We start from the raw sequence: 20,933 nt of genomic DNA, 5'->3' as shown, positions 1-20,933 counted from the left end.
TCCTCTGATGGCCATCACCGGTCGGCTCGTCCTCCTCGTCGCACTCGGCGTCGTTCCCGTGGTCGTGGCGGGCGGCGCCGGTGCGCCCGAAGCATGGATCGCACTCGTCGGCTGGCTCGTGCTGGTGGTGGGGGCAGGTGTGCTCGACCTCTCGCTCGCCGCGTCACCCCGAAAGGTGGCGCTTCGGCGAGAGCTGCCCGACCGGGTGCGACTCGGTGAGCCGGTGACGTCGGCGCTGACGGTCGAGAACCTCGGGCAACGGATGCTCCGCGCCACCGTTCGCGACGGTTGGGAGCCGTCGGCCGGGGTCGCCGGCCGGAATCGCACGCCGCTCAAGGTACCCCCGTTCGAACGCCGCCGCGTCACGCTGCAGCTCACGCCGTGGCGGCGCGGCGACCGACGCAGCGATCAGGTCACGATCCGCTCCACCGGGCCGCTCGGGCTGTGGCCCCGGCAGGCGACGCTCTCCGCACCCGGCCGGATCCGCGTGCTCCCGCCCTTCCACTCGCGCGTGCACCTGCCGTCGCGCCTGACCCGCCTCCGCGAGCTCGACGGACGCACCCCGCTCCTCATCCGCGGTCAGGGCACCGAGTTCGACTCCATCCGGGAGTACGTGCGCGGCGACGACGTGCGCTCGATCGACTGGCGCGCGACGGCGCGGCACGCCGACCCCGAGGTGCCGGGGAGCACCCGGCTCATGGTGCGCACCTGGCGTCCCGAGCGCGATCGCCGCATCGTGATCGTGACCGATACCTCGCGCACCGCGGCGGCGCGTATCGCCGACGAGCCTCGCCTCGACACGGCGTTCGAGGCGTCCCTCCTGCTCGCCGCGCTCGCCTCGCATGCCGGCGACAAGGTCGACTTCCTCGCATGGGACCGCCGGCTCAGGGGCCGCGTGCACGGGGCGAGCGGCCCGGCACTGCTCGCGCGCATGGTCGACGCGATGGCCGGCATCGAGGCCGAGCTCATCGAGGCCGACTGGGCCGCCGTTCCGGCTCAGGTGCGGCGGATCACCAGTCGGCACGCGCTCGTCGTGCTGCTCACGGCCGCCGACTCGCCCGGCACGGCACGCGGGCTCCTCTCGGTGCTCCCGCAGCTGACCGCGCGGCACACGGTGGTCGTGGCGTCCGTCGCCGACCCGGCACTCATCGACACTTCGCGTGCCCGTGACGACCTCGAGCAGGTCTACGCCGCCGCCGCGGCGGAACGGGGACTCATCGACGGCGAACGCGTCGGCGCGGCAGTGCGACGACTCGGCGGCCTCACCGTCACCGCGGCTCCCCACGAGCTGCCGCCGGCGCTCGCCGACCTCTATCTCGAGCTCAAGGCGAGCGGCCGGCTCTGACGACGCCGCCGCGAGGTCGGCCGCCCATGTGGCGGCCCCTGACCTCTCGCGACGGCAGATTTGCGGCGTGGCGTCGATGCCCAGTGGATTCACAACATTCGCTCGCAGTTCCCACGCCGCGGCGGCGCTGGTCGATAGGTTCGCATCAGGCGCCAGGGGGTTGGTGCCGATTCCGTCTTGTCTCCCCTACGAAAGGACCACCGTGTCTGACGCAACACTCGCCGTCGAGGCTCCCTCGACCGCGCAGAAGCTCACCGCCGAGTTCATCGGCACGTTCATCCTCGTCTTCGGGGTCATCGGCACCGTGCTGTTCGCGGCCGGATTCAACGACGGCGAAGGCGGACTGAACGTCGGCTTCCTCGGCGTCTCGCTCGCCCTCGGCCTCACGGTCGTCGTCGGTGCGTACGCGTTCGGCCCGGTCTCGGGCGGGCACTTCAATCCCGCGGTGAGCATCGGCCTCGCCGTCGCAGGCAAGTTCTCGTGGCGCGAGGTCGGCCCGTACATCGCGGTGCAGATCCTCGGCGGCATCCTCGCCACGACCGTGCTCCTCGGCATCCTCTCGGCGGGCCCGCTGTTCGACATCGTCGTCTTCACCGGCGCATCGACCGGATACGACGAGCTCTCCCCCGGCGGCTACGGTCTCGGCTCGGTGTTCCTCATCGAGACGGTCACGACGGCGATCTTCCTCTTCGTGATCCTCGGCGTCACGAGCGCCCGCGCGGCCGTCGGGTTCGCCCCGCTCGCGATCGGCCTCACGCTGACGCTGCTCGCACTCATCGCGATCCCCGTGTCGAACGCCTCGTTCAACCCGGCCCGATCGATCGCCACCGCCCTCTACGGCGGCGGCATCGCCTGGACCCAGCTCTGGGTGTCGATCGTCGCCCCGATCCTCGGCGCCGTCATCGCGGCACTCATCTACAAGCTCGTCTTCGACCGCACGAAGCAGCTCGCCGCGTAACCCGCAGTCGACGATGGCGGATGTCCCACGGGGCATCCGCCATCGTCGTCTCGGCGGCCGTGGAAGACGCGACCGTCAGCCGGCGACGATGCGTTGCGACCCGGCGTCGAACTCGACGAGGTCGCCCGTCTCGCCCGCGCGACTCGCGCGGCCGCCGAGCACGAGCATGTAGGCGAGGAACCCGCCGAACGCCGCCACGCCGATGCCGATCTTCACGGGCCACGGCCAGGGCGCCGGCGTGACGAACCCCTCGATGATGCCCGACACGAAGAGGAAGAACACGAGACCGATCGCGACGCTGAAGAGGGCACGAGCGTCTTCGGCGAGGGCCACGCCGCGCGACCGTGCACCGGGCGCCACCCAGGCCCAGAAGATGCGAAGACCGGCCGCGGCGGCCACGAACACGCACGTGAGCTCGAGGAGCCCGTGCGGTGCGATGTAGAGGAAGAAGGTGTCGGCCTCGTCGTAGGCGAACATGACCGCGGCGTTCACGCCGAGGTTCTGCGCATTCTGCAGGATCACCCACGGCACCCAGACGCCGAGGATCCCGAACGCGACGCACTGCGCCGCGATCCACGCGTTGTTCGTCCAGACGGCGCCGGCGAACGACGCGGCCGGGTTCTCCGAGTAGTAGGCGACGAAGCCCTCCTCGGCGAGCTGGCGAAGCTCTTCCTCGCTGCCGATCGCCGCGAGCACCCGCGGATCGGCGCTGATCCACCACGCGTAGAGGGCCGCCACGACAACCGTGACGACCGCCACGGCGAGGGTCAGCCACCGCAGCCGGTAGAACGCCGCGGGCAGGCTCACGACGGCGAACCGCGTGAACTGTCGCAGCGGGTTCTCAGGAGCGCCGGTGAACGCGAGCCGGGCACGCGCGAGGGTGACCGAGAGCCGGTCGCCGAGCGGCGTCGAACCCGCGGTCGCCTGCACGAGCGAGAGGTCGGATGCCGCGCTCTGATAGCGCTCGATGAGCTCGTCCGCCTCTGCGCCGTCAAGCCGCCGACGGCGTGCGAGCGCGTCGAGCCGCTGCCAGTCGTCATGACGGGCGGAGGCGAGCGCATCGAGGTCCATCTGCTTGAATACTACCCATGGCAGATGCCCCCGCCGTCGCCCAGCGCGCCGCCCGATTCGACGACGAGGGCGTGGTCACCGGCGAGGCCGTGACGCTCGACGTGCGTCCGGCGAGCGCGATCATCCGTGCCGGCGGCGCGATCATCGACGTGCTCGTGTCGGTGCTCCTCATCCTCGGCCTGCTGCTGGCCCTCTCGGGACTCGGCATCGACGAGAAGGGCTTCCAGGCGATCCTGATCGCCGGCATCGTGACGTGCATCGTGATCGTGCCCACCGCGGTCGAGACGGCCTCGCACGGTCGTTCGCTCGGCAAGCTCGCGCTGGGGCTCCGGGTGGTGCGCGACGACGGCGGAGCCATCGGCTTCCGGCACGCGTTCATCCGCGCACTCACCGGGGTCATCGAGATCTACCTGACCTTCGGCGGTCTCGCCGTGCTCGTCGGCTTCCTGAACCCGTCGTCGAAGCGACTCGGCGACCTCCTCGCCGGCACGCACGGCCAGGTCGAGCGGGTGCCGAAGCTGCCGTCGGCCGCGTTCGGCGTGCCGCCCCAGCTCGTCTCGTGGGCTGCCATCGCCGATGTCGCGCGCCTGCCCGACCCGCTCGCGCGCCGGGTCGCCGCGTTCTTCACGAACGCCGCGCACCTCGTGCCCGAGAGCCGCGCGCGCGTGGCGGCATCGCTCGCCGCCGAAGTCGCGCCGTTCGTGTCGCCGCTGCCCGATGCGCCGCCCGAGCTCTTCCTCGCGGGCGTGGCGGCGCTCCGGCGCGAGCGCGACGCCGTGGCGCTCTCACTCGTGGACGCCCGCATGGCATCGCTCGCGCCCGTGCTCACCGCGACGCCGCCGGGCTTCCCCGAGCGCTGACGGCCGGCCGACGGATGCCGCGAGCCGCGGCATCCGCCCGACGCCTCAGTAGCGGTAGTGGTCGACCTTGTACGGACCCTCGACCGGCACACCGATATAGGCCGCCTGCTCGGGCGAGAGCTCGGTGAGCTCGACGCCGAGCGCGTCGAGGTGCAGTCGCGCGACCTTCTCGTCGAGGTGCTTCGGCAGCACGTAGACGCCGACCGGGTACTGCTCGGGCCGGGTCCAGAGCTCGATCTGCGCGAGCACCTGGTTCGTGAACGAGTTCGACATGACGAACGACGGATGTCCCGTGGCGTTGCCGAGGTTCATGAGGCGACCCTCGGAGAGCACGAGGATCGAGCGCCCGGTCGGCAACCGCCACTCGTGCACCTGCGGCTTGATCTCGACGCGCTCGGCGCCCGCGAGCGACTCGAGCCCGGCCATGTCGATCTCGTTGTCGAAGTGGCCGACGTTCGCGACGATCGCGAGGTGCTTCATGGCGAGCATGTGCTCGACCCGGATGACGTCTTTGTTGCCGGTGCAGGTGACGAAGATGTCGACGTCGCCGAGGACGTCGTCGAGCCGGGCGACCTGGTAGCCGTCCATCGCGGCCTGCAGCGCGCAGATCGGGTCGACCTCCGAGACGATGACGCGAGCGCCCTGCCCGCGCAGCGCCTCGGCGGCGCCCTTGCCGACGTCGCCGTAGCCGACCACGAAGGCGACCTTGCCGCCCATCAGCACGTCGGTGGCGCGGTTGAGGCCGTCGGGCAGCGAGTGGCGGATGCCGTACTTGTTGTCGAACTTCGACTTCGTGACCGAGTCGTTGACGTTGATGGCCGGGAAGAGCAGCTCGCCCTTCGCGTGCAGCTCGTACAGGCGGTGCACGCCGGTCGTGGTCTCTTCGGTGACGCCCTGGAGCTCGGCCGCGATGCGGGTCCAGCGGTCGGAACTGAGCTCGAGCGAACGGCGGAGCGTGTCGAGCACGACCCGGAACTCGTGGCTGGCGTCATCGGCGGCGGCTGGCACGGCGCCTGCCGCCTCGAAGTCACGGCCGTGGTGCACGAGCATCGTGGCGTCGCCGCCGTCGTCGAGGATCATGTTGGGCCCGATCCACTCGGCACCGGATGCCGCGGCCTCCGCCGACCAGTCGAAGATGCGGTCGGTGCACCACCAGTACTCCTCGAGCGACTCGCCCTTCCACGCATAGACCGGCACGCCGGCGGGTGTGTCGACGGTGCCCTCGGGGCCGACCACGATCGCGGCGGCCGCCTCGTCTTGGGTCGAGAAGATGTTGCAGCTCGCCCAGCGCACCTGCGCGCCGAGCGCGACGAGGGTCTCGATGAGCACGGCGGTCTGCACCGTCATGTGCAGGCTGCCGGCGATGCGGGCGCCCGCGAGCGGCTTGGACGCCCCGAACTCCGCACGGAGGGCCATGAGGCCCGGCATCTCGTTCTCGGCGAGCCGCAGTTGGTGCCGACCTGCCTCGGCGAGCGAGAGGTCGGCGACCTTGTACGGGAGGGCGGTGGTCGCGGGCAGCATGGTCATGCGCCCATTCTGCCAGCTCGCGTCGGAGTGCTGAGCGCGTGCGTGCGCACGGCTTCGACGGGAGTCAGGCGCGAATGAGTGCCAGGACCTCGTCGCGGACGGCCGCCATCGTCGCGGCATCCGCGCCCTCGGCATTCAGGCGCAGCAGCGGCTCGGTGTTCGAGGGCCGCACGTTGAACCACCAGAACGCCTCGTCGCCCGACGTCACGCCCGTCACTGTGAGCCCGTCGAGCTCGTCGAACTCGGCGCGATCGGTGAAGGCCTCCACGATGCGCGTGTACGCGGCGGGCACATCGTCGACGACCGAGTTGATCTCGCCCGAGAGCGCATACGGGGTGAACCGCCTCGACATCTCGGAGAGCGGAGCCAGCTGCGCGCCGAACTCGGCGAGCACGTGCATCGCCGCGAGCATGCCGTTGTCGGCGCCCCAGAAGTCGCGGAAATAGTAGTGCGCCGAGTGCTCGCCGCCGAAGACGGCGCCCGTGGCCTTCATCTGGTCCTTGATGAGCGAGTGACCGACGCGGGTACGAACGGGTGTCGCGCCGGCGGCCTCGATCGCTTCGGGCACGAAACGCGAGGTGATGAGGTTGTGGATGACCGCGACATCCGCTTCGCCCATCGCCTGTACGCGGGCGATCTCGCGGAGTGCCACGATGGCCGCCACAGCCGAAGGGTCGACCGCGCCGCCCTGCTCGTCGACGACGAAGCAGCGGTCGGCGTCGCCGTCGAAGGCGAGCCCGAGGTCGGCGCCGTGCTCGACGACTGCACGCTGCAGGTCGACGAGATTCGCGGGTTCGAGCGGGTTCGCCTCGTGGTTCGGAAACGTGCCGTCGAGTTCGAAGTAGAGGGGCACGATCTCGAGGGGCAGCGCGGCGAGCCCGGCTGCGGTGCCGAGCACGGCCGGCACGGTGAGCCCGCCCATGCCATTGCCGGCGTCGACGACGATCTTGAGCGGGCGGACGCCGCTGAGGTCGACGAGCGAGCGCAGGTAGGCCGCATAGTCGGCGAGCACGTCGACGGTCGAGACCATGCCTGGCTCGGCGACGGGCGCGATGCCCTGCTCGAGGTAGTCGGCCGCGCGATCGCGGATCGCGGCGAGGCCCGTGTCGAGGGAGATGCCCTGGGCACCCGCGCGCGAGAACTTGATGCCGTTGTAGGCGGCGGGGTTGTGACTCGCCGTGAACATCGCGGCCGGAGCATTCAGCGACCCAGAGGCGAAGTAGCTCTCATCGGTCGAGCAGAGCCCGATCGAGACGACGTCGGCGCCGCGGGCGACCGCTCCACGCGCGAAGGCCTCGGCGAAGCCCGGTGAGGAGTCGCGCATGTCGTGCCCGACGACGACCTGACCGCCGCCCGCGCCGACCTCGTCGACGAACGCTGCGGCGAGGGCTTCGACCGTCTCGGAGGTCAGCCCGTCACCCACGATTCCGCGGACGTCGTAGGCCTTCACGATCGCGTCGAGGCGCGTTCGGGCCTCGGATGATGCTGCGGAACTCATGCCTTGAAACCTACCTCACCGATGCTGACGTGCCGCACGACCTGCCACCCGACGGGCGCCGACGTGCGCTCGGCGTGACGCGCGCAGAGGTCGTAGCCGTGGGGCTCTCGGGTCGTGGCGAGCGGACCGAGCACGGCCATCGAATCGGCATAGTCGAACGTCAGCGTGGCAACCGCTTCGGCAGCGCAGGCAGTGCGCGAACAACGTCTCATGGCTCCACCAGAGTAGCGACCATCGGCGCCGCTCGGCGGGCACGACTCAGTACGATGAGAGCATGCCCCGATCACGTCGTGCCGTCTCAGAGCCGCGATCGCCCCGGCGCCTCGCGCGCGACCGCCACGGCCGCGGGCTCCGCTCGGCCGTGACCGGGCCGCACCTGCCGATGCTGCACAACCGGCTCGACGAGTTCGACGTGACCGTCGGCACGACCGCGGCGTACCTCCGCGGGCTCTGGCCAGAGCTCGAGGGCGTCGTGTTCGAGGTCGCCCAGGGCCCGGCCGAAGCGATCCACGACGACCACGTCGACCGGTGGAAGGTCTTCCACGACGAGCGGCGCATCGTCTTCTACCGGTTGCCGATCGTGCGGTTCCTTCGCCTGCAGGAGGGCGAGGAGCGCGAGGAGAAGCTCCTCATCGAGAGCTGCGTGTTCCGCGCCATCGCCGACCTGCTCGGCAAGGACCCGTGGGAACTCGCACCGGGGCGCTACCGCCACCTCTGAGCTCGCTCGCTACCGCTGAGTTCGCTCGCTACCGCGGGAATACGAGGATCGGCGCGTCGAGCGGCCCCGGCGGCTGCACGCCGAACGAAGTGAGCCCCACCTCATCGGCGAACGACACCGAAGCATGCACCCCGGCGACTCCCGCGAGCAGCACGGTCGAGCCTGCGTCCACCTCGACGGATGCCGCCGAGCCCGCGTCGATCGTGACGGCGCGCGTCTGGCCGTCTATGGTGAGCTGCACCTCGGCCTCATCCTCGCCCTCGTTCGCGAGATGGAGGACCGGCGACGGCCCTTCAGGCACGGCGACGACCGCATCCTCGAGGAGCGGCGAGGTCGACACGGTCCAGGCGAAGTCGCCCGCGGCCGCGGCATCCGCCGATCCCGGCGCCTGGGTGTCCGTCGTTGCGGTGATCGAGGCCCTGGCGGCCGCCAGGATGGGGCCGTCGGCCTCGATCCGCAGGGTGTAGGTGCCGGCGTCGAGCACCCCCAACGGCACGTCCGTCGCGCGGCCGGGCTGCAGGGTCGCCTCGATCGTGGAGCCGGCGGAGCCACCGCTTTCGGGTACGAGCCCGATCGTCACGTCGACGGGGTCGTCGCCCGTGGCGAACAACCGCACGGCCGGAAACGCGTCGCCCTCGGCGTGGTCGTCGGCTGGGTCGACGCCGCCGGCCTCCGCCACGACGAACCCGGGGATGATCTGCGTGTTCGCGGGCATCGCGGAGGGGCCGGTGAACTCGACCCCGGCGGGGGCGAGTCCGTCGACGGAGGACTGCTCGATCGCCGCGGCGATCGAGCCGCCGGTGCTCGTGACGTGCACGACCGGTGAGGTCAGGTTCGGGGCGAGCCCGGCGAGCGAGACGACGCGCTGGCTGCCGGCCGGCACGATGAGGCCGAGTGCCGAACCCGCCTCGATCGCGCCGGTCTCTCCCGACACGCGAACGTCGACCGTCGCCGCGACGTCGGTGGGGTTCGCGAGCGTCACGAGGCTCGTGCGGCCGAGCGTCGTCGCTCCTGCGACGAGCCACGACTCGGCGGTCGCCTCAGCGCAGGCCGAGGCAGCGAAGCCCGCGACCGTCTCGGTGTCGGCCGTCTGCGACTGGGCTCCGGCGATCATGCCGGCATCCACCGTGCCGGGCTCGACCTCGATCACGACGGGCGTGCCGTCGCGGTCGGCGCGGGGGTTGTCCGGTGACTCCAGCGGGGTCTCGGCGATCTCGGCGTCGTCGGGGTCGGCGGCGACGGTCACGTCGGCCTCGCCGATCGAGGACGCGGTCGTCGCGGCGGCGGCGTCATCGGCGAGCGTGAGCAACGGCCCCGGGCAGACGCGCTGCTGGCGGCTCTCCGCGGGCTGCACCTCCAGCGACGGCGGCGTCACGCGGTGCTCCGGCCACGGCACGAGGGCGGCGGCGCCCAGCACCGCCACGGCGAGGGCGGCCGCGACGAGGAATCCGGCCGCGCGTCCGCCGATGCGGGCCAGGGTGCGTGCACGATCAGCGGACATCGCTGTCTCCCTTCGTCACGGTCGGTTCTTCGTCATCGGATGCCGCGGGCGGAGGCTCCTCGTCGGACGGCGGTGTCTCCGCGGCATCCGTCACGGTGTCGTCGGGCCCGTCGGGGCCGTCGGGGCCGTCGGGGCCGTCGGGTGACGGTGCCTCCGCGGCATCCGGCACGGTGTCGTCGGGAGCGTCGAACGGAATCGCCTCCGCCGCATCCGTCACCGTCTCGTCGTCCGCGGCTGTGGCGGCGGGCGCCTTCTTCACCTTCGAGGACTTGCGCGGGCGGCGCTGCACGGGGCGCCGGTCGGCCTCGCGTCCGGCTCCCGTCGGAATCGAGAGCAGGAGCGTCGCGCCGAGCACGATGACCTGCACGGCCGTGATGAGTCCGGCCAGCGCGCCGCCGGCGTTCGGCGGGATCTGGGCCGCCGGCGCGTCGGGCTCGGCTGCGGCGAACCGCCACAGCGTGCCGAAATCGGTCTCGCCGACCGAGATCAGCGCCGAGTTGCCGTCGAGCGCCGTGCGTGCCCGGTTCGCGGTCGCCTCGGCCTCTCGATCGTCTCCGGCGGGTGCCGCGAGCAGCACGAACGAGACGCCGAACTCGCGGATCGCGGCATCCGGATCGAATCCGCTGCGGGAGGCGAGGTTGCCCGCGATCTCGGCGAGCTGCTCCTCCGACTCGCTCATCTCCTCGAGGGTCTGCTCGAGCGTCGACTGCTCGTCGAGCGTCGTTCCCATGCCATGTTCGAGGGTCGACCTGATGCTGCCGTCAGCCTCGGGCTGGATGCGGAGCGTGGTCACGCGAGGGTCGGTTTCGGCCTCGGCGCCGACGAATGCCGGCAGCGTGCGCTCGGCGGCCGGTGCGATCGCGGTCGACGCGGTCGCGATGGCGAACCCGGTCGGCACCACGGCGACGATCGTCGTGACGGCGACGATCCACGCGAGCACCGCACCGCCTCGATGCACCGCGCTCAGCGCGATGACCGCGGCGAGCACGAGCCCGAGCCAGGCGAGGCTCAGCCCGCCGCCCGTCCAGAGTTGAACAGCAACGGGTCCGGCGACGGCGACCGCGACCTGTCCCGCCGCGACCGCGGTGGCGAAGCCGAGCGCGGCGACGCCGAGGCTGAGCGCCGCCCCGCGGATGCCGGGCGCGAGCACCGCGGCGAGTGCGGCGACGATCAGCGGCACGACGAGCAGGGTCACGACGAGCTTCGGATCGATCGCGGAACCGCTGCCGAGCAACTCGGGCCAGCTTCCCCACGACGCACCGGGGAACCCGAGCGCGAGCTGCCACGTCGACGGCACGACGCTCTGAAGCGGCAGGCCCGGATCGGCGAGCAGCGCGATCGGGGTGCCGCGACCGAATTGGGCGAACACGAGCGGCGCGAACAGCACGAGGGCCGGCAGCGGCAGCCCCGCGAGGCGCACCGCGGCGCGCCCACTGACGGCGAGGCCGACGAGCCACGCCACGAGCAGTGCCGGCGCGAGACTCGGCGCCGCGGCGATCACGGCCGCGAACAGCAGGGAGGCCGTCGCCGCCGCGGCCCACGAGGTCGCCGCGCCGAACACGGCGAACGCGAGCCAGCCGAGCAGCATGTGGGCGAGCACGGCGCCGGGGCGACCGTCGCCGAGGGCGACCAGCAGCGGCGGCGCCAGGCCCCAGACGAGCGCCGCGACGGCGCGGACCGAGCCCCGCTCGGTGAGGCGGGACGCAGCGAACCACGCGCCGAGCGTCGCGACGGGCACGGCGACGAGCCAGAGCAGCACGAGCGCGAACGAGGGCGCCCAGAAGGCGATCGACCCGAGCACGGCGAGCACGCCCGCGAACGGATCGGCGGCACCGACGAAGCCGGCGCCGATGTCGCGCCAGCCGTAGGCGGCGTTGTGCCACAGCTCGACGAGTCCGCTGGAGAGCGGGAGGATACCTCCGCCGCTGAGTCCGCCGGCGCCGAGGAGCCAGGAGAAGAGAGCGACGCTCGCCACGACGGAGACGAGCAGCACCCAGCCGCCGCCGGTGCCGATGAACTGCAGTTCGTGCTTCCGGCCCCTGACGCGAGCGCGTCGTTCTTCGGTGGCGTGCTGTCGACGCCGGCGCACCTCGTCGGGCTGCATCCGGAGCGGAGCGATCGCCGACCAGCCGGTCGTTCGCGCGGCCTTCAACTGCCGACGGGCGCGCGCGACGCGCATGCCCGAGAACATCGTGCCGAGCGCCGCCGCGAACTCGCCGATGATCGCACCGGGCGACTTGACGAGCAGCAACCGGATGGATCGAATGATCGCGAGCGGCAGGAAGCTCAGCCAATGCACGGGAACGGCGACCGCGGGCGCGTACACGAGTCGGCGGTGGAGCGCCGCGGCACGTGCCGCGCGAGTGCGCCGCCTCGCGGCCTTGGAGCGCGGGTCGGCGGGCGGCCCGACGACGCCGTCGCCGGCGAACAGCACGTGGGCGTCCGGCACCACGGAGACACGGTGGCCGGCCAGCCGCGCCCGGATCGAGAAGTCGAGGGCGTCATCGACCGTGGGCAGCCCCGGGTCGAATCCGTCGAGCGCACGCCAGACGGCATGGCGGACGAGGATCGCGGCGGGATCGAGGCCGAGCACGTCGCTGAGCCCGTCGTGCTGGCCCTGGTCGAGCTCGCCCGACACCAGTGCGACGCTACGCCCGAAGCGGGTGATCGTCCGGCCGAACGTCGCGATGCGATCGGGGTCGTCCCATTCGCGGAGCTTGGGTCCGGCGATGGCCACGGACTTCGCCGTCTCGAGGGTCGCGACCAGGCGCTCCAGCGCTTCGGGGGCCGGCGCGGTGTCCTCCGCGAGGAGCCACAGCGCATCCGCGTCCGACGCCGGGGCGTCGAGCACCCGATCCGCGGCGCGCACCGCCTCGCCGAAGGAGAGTCGCTGCGAGAGCTCCACGATGTGGGTCGGCGATGACGCTGCGGCGATCTCGCGCGCTTCGGCGTCGGCCTCGGTCAGCACGATGACGAGGGCATCGGGAGCCCGGCGCTGGGCCCGAATCGCTTCGAGGGAATGCCTGAGGTGGTCGCCACCGTGATGTGCGACGAGGACGGCGGTGACTCTGGGGAACATCGGGGTCAGCCTAGGCGGCTCGCCACGCGACATCCGTCACCGCCCCGGGCGCGCCACGAAAATCGCGACGAATATCGAGCGGCCTTCTCGAAACGCATCGTGGGAATGCCGGCGGGCGCGGGCGCGGAGCTCGCCGTGGCGAGCTCCGCGACTCAGACCGCTCGTTTGCGGAGCTTGCGCCGCTCCCGCTCGCTCAGCCCGCCCCAGATGCCGAACCGCTCGTCATTGCCGAGCGCGTACTCGAGGCACTGATTGCGCACCTCGCATCCGGTGCAGATCTTCTTCGCGTCCCGCGTCGATCCGCCCTTTTCGGGGAAGAACGCCTCGGGATCGGTTTGCGCGCACAGCGCGTCGCTCTGCCAGGCCAACGGATTGTCATCGTCTGATACCGCGCGAACCCCCGGAACGCCCAGCCTGACAGGATCGATGAACCAATCGTCAGGTACTCCAGAACGATATTCAGGATTGCTCATATCGTCTCCCACCCAGTTGTACCGACCACCCAGAGGGTGTGTCACGACCAATTACACCGGTGTAATTCCCGTGAGTCAAGTCGCAGATCGTAAACCCTCATGCAGCCGTCGAGGCTTGATGACCGTCTCGACACGCCGGGACGTTGAGCAGACGTTATGAATCGGATGCCGCGCGGCGAGCCTGCCATGCACTCTCGACCATCGCGGTGAGCGTGTGCCGCATCCGCCAGTCGAGGTCGCGAGCGGCCAGTTCACCCGAGGCGACGATGCGGGCGGGGTCACCGCCGCGGCGCGGCCCGACCTCGGGCGTGAACGCGATGCCCGTCACCTCGGCGACGGCGCTCATGATCTCGCCGACCGAGACGCCGTCACCGGAGCCGAGGTTGTAGACGGGCTCGAGGGGGTCACCGGCGTCGAGGCGACGCGCTGCGACGACGTGGGCCGCTGCGAGATCGGCGACATGGATGTAGTCGCGGACGCAGGTGCCGTCAGGGGTCGGGTAGTCGCCGCCGTTGATGCGCGGTGTACGCCCGGCAAGCAGCGCGTCGAAGACGAGCGGGAAGAGGTTGTGCGGGCTCACGTCGTAGACCTCGGGCGTGCCGGAGCCGACGACGTTGAAGTAGCGCAGGCTCGTGTGGCGCAGGCCCGCGGCCTTCGCCTGGTCGGCCAGCAGCCACTCGCCGATGAGCTTGGACTCGCCGTACGGCGACTCGGGGTGCTTGGCCGTCGCCTCGGTCACGAGGTCGACGTCGGGCGTGCCGTAGACGGCCGCACTCGACGAGAAGACGACGCGATCGACGCCCTTCGATTCCATCGCCGCGAGCAGCGTCGTGGTGCCGGTCACGTTCTGACGGTAGGTGTGCAGCGGGCGCTCGACCGAGACCCCCGCGTACTTGAAGCCGGCGAGGTGCACGACGCCCGTGACCCCGTGCTCTTCGATGGTGCGCTCGATCGCGGCGCCGTCGAGGATGCTGCCGTGGACGAACGGAGTCCCGTTGGGAACGAAGTCGGTCTTTCCCGAGGACAGGTCGTCGAGCACGACCGCCCCGATGCCCTGGGCCTCGAATGCGCGCACGACGTGCGCGCCGATGTAGCCCGCTCCCCCGGTGACCAGCCAGCTCATGTTCCCACCTTCCGGCAGGGTGCCTCCCCGCCGGAGTCGATCGTATCCGGGTCGCGAGGTCGACCGCGTTCCCAGCGATCAGCTGCTTAGGCGGTGCGCGTGGGCTGGTGCTCGGCGTGACGGGTGCGGTCGCGGATCTCGGGACGACCGTAGCCATCCGTGTCGAGGCGGAGCACGGTGGCGAGCACGCCCCAGATGGCGAGTCCCGCGAGGACGAGGAAGATGATCGTGGTCATGGCAGTAAATCTATGACTTGAGAGATCCTGCCGGAAGTGGCAGAGTGGACATCAAACGATCGATTCCTGCCAATGGAGGCCGCCGTGCTCAAGACCATCGCCTGCGTCGCCCTGCCGCAGATGGCGCCGTTCGAGTTCGGCGTGCTCTGCGAGGTGTTCGGCATCGACCGCAGCGACACCGGCGGCCCGACCTTCGACTTCCACGTCGTCGCGGCCGACCCCGGTCCCATCCCCACGAAGCTCGGCTTCGACATCATCGTGCACGAGGGCCTCGACTTCGCCCGCACCGCCGACCTCGTCGCCGTGCCGGCCGCGCTCATCGACGAGCCCGTCGACGAACGGGTCTCCGAGGTGCTCCGCGACGCCGTCGCACGCGGCGCCTGGGTGCTCTCCGTATGCTCCGGGGCCTTCACGCTCGGGCGGGCCGGCGTCCTCGACGGCCGCCGCGCCACGACGCACTGGATGTACACGGAGCGGCTCGCCGCGATGTTCCCGAAGGCCGACGTCGACGCCGACGTGCTCTTCGTGCAGGACGACAAGGTCGTCACGGGCGCGGGCACCGCCGCCGGCATCGACGCGGCCCTCCACATCGTGCGCACCGAACTCGGCGCGAGTGCCGCCAACATGATCGCGCGGCGCATGGTCGTGCCGCCGCAGCGCGACGGCGGTCAGTCCCAGTTCATCCAGACCCCGGTCGCGGAGTGCCGGAGCGACTCGTTCGCCAAGATCACCGAGTGGATGGTCGAGCACCTCGACGAAGACCTCACGGTCGACCTCCTCGCTCGCAAGGCCCTCATGTCGCCGCGCACCTTCGCACGCCGGTTCCGGGCCGAGACCGGCACGACGCCGAACGCGTGGCTCAACCGCCAGCGGCTGCTGCGCGCTCAGCAGCTGCTCGAGGAGACCTCGTACACGCTCGAGGAGATCGCCCGCGACACGGGCTTCGGCGCCGCCGCCGTCATGCGGCACCACTTCGTGAAGGTGCTGCAGACGACGCCGACCGCCTATCGCCGGCTCTTCGGCATGCGGGTCGCCTCGTAGACGGCGCCTCGTCGACGAGTTCAGGGAGAGGAAGTCCCCGTCGTCGCGATCCAGGCGACTCCGGGGCCCGAGACGTCGAGTTCGCCTTCGTCGGGCGTGATGTACGCGGATTCTCCGCGACCGAGTGCGACGGATGCTCCTGAGCTCCCGCCGATCGTGACGCCGTCGCCTTCGACGACCACGATCGCCGGCCCGGTGAGCGCGACATGCGCGGTTCCGATTCCGCCGCCTCTCGGCTCAACGCGGTACAACTCGAAGTCGGGCACGTCGGGACGGAAGACCGCGACCCCTGGCGACATCTCGACCGGCGCGAGGTACGGCGCAGCGATCGGCGTGAAGTCGAGCACGTCGAGGAGCTCGGTGACATCGATGTGCTTCGGCGTGAGACCGCCCCGCAGCACGTTGTCGCTCGCGGCCATGAGCTCGATGCCGAGGCCGTCGAGGTAGGCGTGGATGTTGCCGGCGGCGAGGTAGAGCGCCTCGCCGCGCACGAGGCGCACACGGTTGAGCAGCAGCGAGATGACGACCCCCGGATCGCCGGGGTACGACTCGGCGAGCTCGCCGACGGTCTCGAGCGAGAGCGCAAAGGGCGAGTCGAGAGCCGTACGCGATGCGGCGAGCGCCGTGACCCGATCGACCACCCACGATGCTTCGCCGGTGTCGCCGCCACGGCCGTCGCGCAACAGCCATTCGACGGTGTCACGAAGTGGCTGTTCTCCCGACAGGTGGGATTCGAGCAGGTCGAGGGCTCCCGGGTCGGGCTCGGGCGCCGCGGCATCCGCTGCCCGAAGCACCTCGAGTACGCCGCGCACCTCTTCCAGCGGGCGGAAGCCCGAGAGCGCGTCGAAGGTGTCGCTCACGGCGACGATGAGCTCTGGCTTGTGGAACTCGTCCTTGAAGTTGCGGTCGTATGCCGTGAGCGGCACGCCGTCGGCCTCTTCGCGGGCGAACCCGGCGCGCGCCTGCTCGGGCGTGGGGTGCGCCTGAAGCGACAGGGGCGCGGCCGCAGCCAGCACCTTCAAGAGAAACGGCAGTCGTGCGCCCTGTGCGGCGAGTTCGGCGCCGAGCGCCTGCTCGGGGGCGGCCTCGATCCACGATGCGAGGTCGGCATGACCGACGGATGACGCGTCGAGCACCTTCGCCGGAGAACCCGGGTGGGCGCCGAGCCACAGCTCGGCCTCGGGCGCACCGGATGCCGCGGACCCGCGGAACGTCGCGATCGCCGTCGTGGAGCCCCACGCGTAGTCGCGCGGGGTGTTGCCGATGGCTACGAACATGCTCGGGAGGTCCTCTCGACGGTGTGCCTCAAAGCTACCAACGCGCGTCGAGATGTTCTTCGGGACCGGTCTCCGGTGCATCGACATCTGTCATCTGTTCGCAACGACGCCCGCGATAGCCTGTACCCCATGAGCATCGATCGACGACGCTGGATCACGGCGTACGCGACGTTCGCGTTGTTCACGGTGCTCGCGGGCCAGTTCTGGCGCAATCTCCTCGGCTGGTGGGGGTTCGGCATCATCGCGGCCGTCGTGCTGATCGGCGCCATCGCCTTGGTCGTGCAGGTCAGGCCGACGTGGATCTGGCGCCGCGTGCCGAAGTCGACCCTCGTCTTCGTATTGCTCGCGACGGCCTCGATCGCGTGGTCGTTCTACCCCGGGGCATCCGCTCTCGGTGTGGCCATCACCCTCGCGACGACCTTCACCGCCGTCGCCCTCGTGCTGTGCCTGAACTGGACCCAGATCGTGCGCTGTCTCGGCGGCGCGCTCAAGTGGGTGCTCGGCCTGTCCCTCGCCTTCGAGCTCTGGGTCGCGATCTTCGTCGGCGGGCCGGTGCTGCCGAACTTCCCCGATTTCGAGGTCACCGGCGAGAAGCTGCCGATGGCCTTCTACTGGTCGCGCGGCCTGCTCTTCGACGGGGGGCCGATCGAGGGCATCGTCGCGAGCCGCAACCTGCTCGCGATGGCGGCCCTGCTCGGCCTCATCGTGTTCGGCGCCATGCTCGCGGCCGGCAGCGTACGGCGCGCCTCGGGCATCACCTGGATCGTCGTCGCCGGCGTCGTCTTCGCACTCACCCGGTCGGCGACCGTCATCCTCGTCGCAGTCATCGTGCTCGTCGCCCTCGGCTTCGCGCTCTGGGCTCGAAGGGTCGGACCCGACCGTCGCCGCGGCGTGTACTGGACGGCCGGCGCGGCGCTCGTGACATCCGTCGCCCTGCTGATCGGTCTGTGGGACCGACTCCTCGACCTCTTCGGCAAGAGCGAAGACCTCACCGGCCGGTTCGACATCTGGAACTCGGTCATCGGACTCGCGTCCGAACGGCCGTGGTTCGGGTGGGGCTGGGTGGGCTACTGGGTGCCGTGGGTCGAGCCCTTCGAGGGGCTGGCCGTGCGCAAGGGCGTCACGTATCTGCAGGCGCACAACGCCTGGCTCGACGTCTGGATGCAACTCGGCATCATCGGGGTGATCGCGTTCGCCTCGATCGTGATCGGCGCACTCTGGCGCTCGTGGTTCCTCGCCGTCGACCGGCCGATGGATGCCGCGGGGCGCCCGCTCCCCCATTCCGCGGCAGCGCTCGTGCCGCTCCTCCTGCTCGTCGCACTCATCGGGCAGAGCTTCGCCGAGAGTCGGCTCCTGATCGAGAGCGGATGGCTCCTGCTCATCGCGATCGCCTGGTCGACCAAGCGCCGCCAGTGGGAGCACGAACCGCTGCCTGCCGAGCCCGTGCCGGTGCCGGCATCGCGGATGCCGCCACCCGGGGTCGCTCGATGAGCTTGAGCGTCGCGCTCCGCGCGTTCGCCGGTTCTGCACGCTTCGCCCAGGCCCTGACGCTGCTCGCGGTGGGACTCGCGTTCTCGACGCATGCCGTGCGCAGCATCATCGGCACGGCGGGTCTCATCGCCGCCATCGCCGGACTCGTCGTGCTCTGCGCCCTGTCACTCGTCGCGCGCTGGCGCGCCGTCGAGTGGTACGGCATCCTGCCTCTCACGATCCTCGTGTTCATCGGCTGGTGCGCGGCCTCGGTGCTCTGGAGCAGCCTCCCTGCGCTGACGGCGGTCGCTCGCGTCGGCTACCTCATCGCGTTCGCCTTCATCGGCGTGTACATCGCGCTGATGCGCGACACCATCCAGATCGTGCGGGCGTTCGGCGACGTGATGCGTGCCCTGCTCGGTGCCTCGCTCGCGCTCGAAGTGCTGTCGGGCATCATCCTCGACGTGCCGATCCGCGTGCTCGGCATCCAGGGCGCCATCGCCCAGCTGGGGCCGATCCAGGGCATCTTCGGTTCGCGCAACATGCTGGGCTTCGTCGCCCTCATCGCGCTGCTCACGTTCCTCGTGGAATGGCGAATGAAGATCGTGCAACGCACCCGCGCCGTCCTGTCGCTCACGCTCGCCGGCTTGTGCCTCGTGCTCTCCGGGTCGCCCACGACCTGGTTCGCCCTCGGCGCGGCGCTCGTGGCACTTCTCGCGCTGTACGGACTCCGCCGGGCCTCGGCGCCTACCAGGTGGCGGTGGCAGATCGCGTTGCTCGTCACCGGCGTCGTAGCGATCGTCACAGCCTGGATCTTCCGCATCCGCATCATCGAGCTCATCGATGCGCGCGACGAGTTCGACGTTCGCCTCGAGCTCTGGCGCGAGATGTCGCGCTATCTGAACCTCAACCCGTTGCAGGGCTGGGGCTGGGTTGGACCGTGGCCCGACGCGCCCCCGTACACGTGGATCGAACTCGCGACAGGCCGGGCCCACGGCTCCGGTCTGAACGCGTACATCGACGCCTACTTCCAGGTCGGCGTGATCGGAGCCCTGCTCTTCGTCGCCCTGCTCGGGGTCGCCCTGGTGCGCGCATGGCTGCTCGCCTCGACCCGGCGGAGCGTGGTGTATGTCTGGCCGGCCCTCATGCTCGTCGCGATCGCGGTGACCTCGTTCGCCGAGAGCTTCGCGCTCGTGGAGGGCGGTTGGATGCTGCTCGTGGTGTGCGCGGTGAAGGCGGCGCGGGATATGAGCTGGCGGGACGCGCTCGAGCGAGCTCGGGTCTGACCGCGAACACTCTCTGTCACCTGCCGATCCGCGACTGGCCCGGTACCGGCGACCGCGTCGCCGCCCGGACGGTAAGCTACGTCAGGCTACCCACCCATCGGAACGATTGTACGAGGATGACCACCACCCAGCGGAACACCGGCGCGCAATTGCCGGCCAAGCGACCTGACGAAGGCATCGTGAGCGGAGAAGCTGGCGGTCGACCGGAGCCGATCCCCGCCTTGACGGGGCTCAGGATCGTCGGTGCCGCGTGGGTCGTCCTCTTCCATTTCCAGGCGACGCTCTACGAGGCCTGGCCGGGATTGCGTGTCTTGGAACCTGTCCTCGGCGTCGGCTCGTACGGCGTGCCCCTCTTCTTCATCCTCTCGGGCTACATCATCTGGCACAACTACGGTTCGCCGCGGTTGCTGGCAGGGCCGCGTCCGCCGATCCGCTTCCTCTGGAGGCGATACGCCCGGCTCTGGCCCGTGAACGTCCTGAGCCTGATTCTCGTCACGCCTGCCATCTGGTGGGGAATGAGCGCGAACGGCAACTGGGGCGCCCCGATTCCTGATTGGTACTCGGCCGGCGGTTGGTTCAAGAGCGCCTTCATGGTGTCGGGACTCGACGGCGCGCACGTGACGTACGGCTGGAACAACCCTGCATGGTCCCTCCCCGCGGAGATGGCGGCGTATGTCGCGTTCCCCATTCTGCTCGCCATCCTCCTCGCCGCCCGCATCCCGCAGTCGGCCGCTCGCGTGCTGTGCCTCGTCCCCGCGATCGGCCTCGCCATCTTCATCGACGTCTCCGTCATCGAATTTCCGTACCGGTGGCTGGTCGATCTGCTCCTGACGTTCACGGCGGGCATGCTGCTCCGCATCGCCGGGCGCCCCAAGCGGTGGCTCCCCCTCGCCTACTCGGTGCAGGTCCTCGCTCCGATACTCGTCATCGTGGCCTGCTACACGGGATTCGTCGACTACATCACCGTGCTCCTCCTCGTCTGGGTCTGGGCGCTCGCCGCCCCCCGTGGACCGATCGTCCGACTGTTCTCGACCCGAAGTTTCCAAGTGGCGGGTTACGCGTCGTACTCCCTGTACATGCTGCACTTCCCACTCTTCGCGTACGGGTTCATGATGCTGTACTTCTACCCTTCGATTCGCAGCGATTGGCTTCCGGTGTACGCCGTCGGCGCGCTCGTCGGTGTCTACGCGGCGTCGTGGGTCACCTGGAAATGGTTCGAGACTCCCGCGCGTGAGGCGATGAACCGCTTCTTCGAGAGGCGGTGGCCGAAGGCACGATCAAGGTCGAGCGAACCCGTCGCCCAGCCGGCACCGCCCATCGACGCTGCTGAGCGGCGCGGGTCCGTGCCCCTGCCGTCGGCGAGCGATCCCACTGCCTGAAGCACCCCACCCCGGTCCGACCACGTTGATAGAGTGACCGTCGGGACCGCGGAGGCCGACGTCGGAGTGGTCTGCAGCCCGAAGCCCGAGC

General features: G+C 70.5%; 18 protein-coding genes. 8 read left to right on the top strand and 10 right to left on the bottom strand.

The window, feature by feature from the left end; translation table 11 throughout:
* Window positions 1–7: 7 nt before the first annotated feature.
* Together VPH61_RS16010 and aqpZ are read left to right on the top strand one after the other, a co-directional pair.
* Entirely contained in the window at window positions 8–1,345 is a 1,338-nt protein-coding gene (locus VPH61_RS16010) for a DUF58 domain-containing protein (protein WP_332064509.1), read from the top strand.
* Between the two features lie 202 nt (window positions 1,346–1,547).
* The gene (gene aqpZ / locus VPH61_RS16005) at window positions 1,548–2,303 is read left to right on the top strand and encodes an aquaporin Z (protein ID WP_332064508.1); all 756 of its coding nucleotides are present in this window, start codon (window positions 1,548–1,550) and stop codon (window positions 2,301–2,303) included.
* Between the two features lie 75 nt (window positions 2,304–2,378).
* On the opposite strand, the gene VPH61_RS16000 is transcribed toward aqpZ, so the two are convergent.
* A complete protein-coding gene (locus VPH61_RS16000) occupies window positions 2,379–3,374 on the bottom strand; it encodes a stage II sporulation protein M (protein WP_332064507.1) in 996 nt (331 codons plus the stop codon).
* A 17-nt stretch (window positions 3,375–3,391) separates the two neighbouring features.
* Here VPH61_RS16000 and VPH61_RS15995 point away from each other — a divergent pair, with 17 nt between their 5' ends.
* Window positions 3,392–4,234, top strand: a complete 843-nt coding sequence (locus tag VPH61_RS15995; protein WP_332064506.1) for an RDD family protein — start codon at window positions 3,392–3,394, stop codon at window positions 4,232–4,234.
* Between the two features lie 45 nt (window positions 4,235–4,279).
* Here VPH61_RS15995 and ahcY read toward each other — a convergent pair whose 3' ends face one another.
* From ahcY to VPH61_RS15980, 3 genes are all read right to left on the bottom strand, one after another.
* Window positions 4,280–5,761, bottom strand: a complete 1,482-nt coding sequence (gene ahcY, locus VPH61_RS15990; RefSeq protein ID WP_332064505.1) for an adenosylhomocysteinase — start codon at window positions 5,759–5,761, stop codon at window positions 4,280–4,282.
* Window positions 5,762–5,825: 64 nt separating this feature from the next.
* The gene (locus VPH61_RS15985; RefSeq protein WP_332064504.1) at window positions 5,826–7,259 is read right to left on the bottom strand and encodes a phosphomannomutase/phosphoglucomutase; all 1,434 of its coding nucleotides are present in this window, start codon (window positions 7,257–7,259) and stop codon (window positions 5,826–5,828) included.
* The gene (locus VPH61_RS15980) at window positions 7,256–7,471 is read right to left on the bottom strand and encodes a DUF3499 family protein (protein WP_332064503.1); all 216 of its coding nucleotides are present in this window, start codon (window positions 7,469–7,471) and stop codon (window positions 7,256–7,258) included. The genes VPH61_RS15985 and VPH61_RS15980 overlap by 4 nt, the downstream gene beginning before the upstream one ends.
* A 62-nt stretch (window positions 7,472–7,533) precedes the next feature.
* On the opposite strand from VPH61_RS15980, the gene VPH61_RS15975 reads away from it, so the two are divergent.
* On the top strand, window positions 7,534–7,977 hold the full coding sequence (locus VPH61_RS15975) for a hypothetical protein (protein WP_332064502.1): 444 nt from the start codon (window positions 7,534–7,536) through the stop codon (window positions 7,975–7,977).
* A 28-nt stretch (window positions 7,978–8,005) separates the two neighbouring features.
* Here VPH61_RS15975 and VPH61_RS15970 read toward each other — a convergent pair whose 3' ends face one another.
* The 5 genes from VPH61_RS15970 to VPH61_RS15950 all read right to left on the bottom strand — a co-directional run bounded on the left by VPH61_RS15970 (window position 8,006) and on the right by VPH61_RS15950 (window position 14,389).
* Window positions 8,006–9,478, bottom strand: a complete 1,473-nt coding sequence (locus tag VPH61_RS15970) for a DUF5719 family protein (RefSeq protein WP_332064501.1) — start codon at window positions 9,476–9,478, stop codon at window positions 8,006–8,008.
* The gene (locus VPH61_RS15965; RefSeq protein WP_332064500.1) at window positions 9,468–12,557 is read right to left on the bottom strand and encodes a glycosyltransferase family 2 protein; all 3,090 of its coding nucleotides are present in this window, start codon (window positions 12,555–12,557) and stop codon (window positions 9,468–9,470) included. Before VPH61_RS15965 ends, VPH61_RS15970 begins: the two co-directional genes overlap by 11 nt.
* A gap of 152 nt (window positions 12,558–12,709) precedes the next feature.
* Complete coding sequence (locus VPH61_RS15960) at window positions 12,710–13,030, bottom strand: WhiB family transcriptional regulator (protein ID WP_082571351.1); 321 nt, start codon at window positions 13,028–13,030, stop codon at window positions 12,710–12,712.
* 154 nt (window positions 13,031–13,184) lie between these two features.
* A complete protein-coding gene (gene galE / locus VPH61_RS15955) occupies window positions 13,185–14,153 on the bottom strand; it encodes a UDP-glucose 4-epimerase GalE (protein WP_332064499.1) in 969 nt (322 codons plus the stop codon).
* Window positions 14,154–14,239: 86 nt separating this feature from the next.
* Window positions 14,240–14,389, bottom strand: a complete 150-nt coding sequence (locus VPH61_RS15950) for a hypothetical protein (RefSeq protein WP_332064498.1) — start codon at window positions 14,387–14,389, stop codon at window positions 14,240–14,242.
* An 84-nt stretch (window positions 14,390–14,473) separates the two neighbouring features.
* On the opposite strand from VPH61_RS15950, the gene VPH61_RS15945 reads away from it, so the two are divergent.
* Entirely contained in the window at window positions 14,474–15,430 is a 957-nt protein-coding gene (locus VPH61_RS15945; protein ID WP_332064497.1) for a GlxA family transcriptional regulator, read from the top strand.
* Between the two features lie 20 nt (window positions 15,431–15,450).
* Here VPH61_RS15945 and manA read toward each other — a convergent pair whose 3' ends face one another.
* Entirely contained in the window at window positions 15,451–16,707 is a 1,257-nt protein-coding gene (manA, locus tag VPH61_RS15940) for a mannose-6-phosphate isomerase, class I (protein ID WP_332064496.1), read from the bottom strand.
* Between the two features lie 129 nt (window positions 16,708–16,836).
* Here manA and VPH61_RS15935 point away from each other — a divergent pair, with 129 nt between their 5' ends.
* The 3 genes from VPH61_RS15935 to VPH61_RS15925 all read left to right on the top strand — a co-directional run bounded on the left by VPH61_RS15935 (window position 16,837) and on the right by VPH61_RS15925 (window position 20,842).
* Window positions 16,837–18,198 (top strand): O-antigen ligase family protein, encoded by a 1,362-nt coding sequence (locus tag VPH61_RS15935; protein WP_332064495.1) that lies wholly within the window; start codon window positions 16,837–16,839, stop codon window positions 18,196–18,198.
* On the top strand, window positions 18,195–19,463 hold the full coding sequence (locus tag VPH61_RS15930) for an O-antigen ligase family protein (protein WP_332064494.1): 1,269 nt from the start codon (window positions 18,195–18,197) through the stop codon (window positions 19,461–19,463). The genes VPH61_RS15935 and VPH61_RS15930 overlap by 4 nt, the downstream gene beginning before the upstream one ends.
* A 116-nt stretch (window positions 19,464–19,579) precedes the next feature.
* A complete protein-coding gene (locus tag VPH61_RS15925) occupies window positions 19,580–20,842 on the top strand; it encodes an acyltransferase family protein (RefSeq protein WP_332064493.1) in 1,263 nt (420 codons plus the stop codon).
* The last annotated feature ends 91 nt before the right edge of the window (window positions 20,843–20,933 follow it).

This window comes from Agromyces sp. CCNWLW203 (genome assembly GCF_036576125.1).
Lineage (GTDB): Bacteria > Actinomycetota > Actinomycetes > Actinomycetales > Microbacteriaceae > Agromyces.
The sequence above is the reverse complement of the archived record's forward strand: the minus strand, read 5'-3'. Positions and strand labels throughout refer to the sequence as shown.

Bases quoted from the DNA above. Each gene is read 5' to 3' on its own strand.
- VPH61_RS16010 (WP_332064509.1), top strand. From the start codon at position 8: ATGGCCATCACCGGTCGGCTCGTCCTCCTCGTCGCACTCGGCGTCGTT.
- VPH61_RS16000 (WP_332064507.1), bottom strand. From the start codon at position 3,374: ATGGACCTCGATGCGCTCGCCTCCGCCCGTCATGACGACTGGCAGCGG.
- VPH61_RS15995 (WP_332064506.1), top strand. From the start codon at position 3,392: ATGGCAGATGCCCCCGCCGTCGCCCAGCGCGCCGCCCGATTCGACGAC.
- ahcY (WP_332064505.1), bottom strand. From the start codon at position 5,761: ATGACCATGCTGCCCGCGACCACCGCCCTCCCGTACAAGGTCGCCGAC.
- VPH61_RS15985 (WP_332064504.1), bottom strand. From the start codon at position 7,259: ATGAGTTCCGCAGCATCATCCGAGGCCCGAACGCGCCTCGACGCGATC.
- VPH61_RS15980 (WP_332064503.1), bottom strand. From the start codon at position 7,471: ATGAGACGTTGTTCGCGCACTGCCTGCGCTGCCGAAGCGGTTGCCACG.
- VPH61_RS15975 (WP_332064502.1), top strand. From the start codon at position 7,534: ATGCCCCGATCACGTCGTGCCGTCTCAGAGCCGCGATCGCCCCGGCGC.
- VPH61_RS15970 (WP_332064501.1), bottom strand. From the start codon at position 9,478: ATGTCCGCTGATCGTGCACGCACCCTGGCCCGCATCGGCGGACGCGCG.
- VPH61_RS15965 (WP_332064500.1), bottom strand. From the start codon at position 12,557: ATGTTCCCCAGAGTCACCGCCGTCCTCGTCGCACATCACGGTGGCGAC.
- VPH61_RS15960 (WP_082571351.1), bottom strand. From the start codon at position 13,030: ATGAGCAATCCTGAATATCGTTCTGGAGTACCTGACGATTGGTTCATC.
- galE (WP_332064499.1), bottom strand. From the start codon at position 14,153: ATGAGCTGGCTGGTCACCGGGGGAGCGGGCTACATCGGCGCGCACGTC.
- VPH61_RS15950 (WP_332064498.1), bottom strand. From the start codon at position 14,389: ATGACCACGATCATCTTCCTCGTCCTCGCGGGACTCGCCATCTGGGGC.
- manA (WP_332064496.1), bottom strand. From the start codon at position 16,707: ATGTTCGTAGCCATCGGCAACACCCCGCGCGACTACGCGTGGGGCTCC.
- VPH61_RS15935 (WP_332064495.1), top strand. From the start codon at position 16,837: ATGAGCATCGATCGACGACGCTGGATCACGGCGTACGCGACGTTCGCG.
- VPH61_RS15930 (WP_332064494.1), top strand. From the start codon at position 18,195: ATGAGCTTGAGCGTCGCGCTCCGCGCGTTCGCCGGTTCTGCACGCTTC.
- VPH61_RS15925 (WP_332064493.1), top strand. From the start codon at position 19,580: ATGACCACCACCCAGCGGAACACCGGCGCGCAATTGCCGGCCAAGCGA.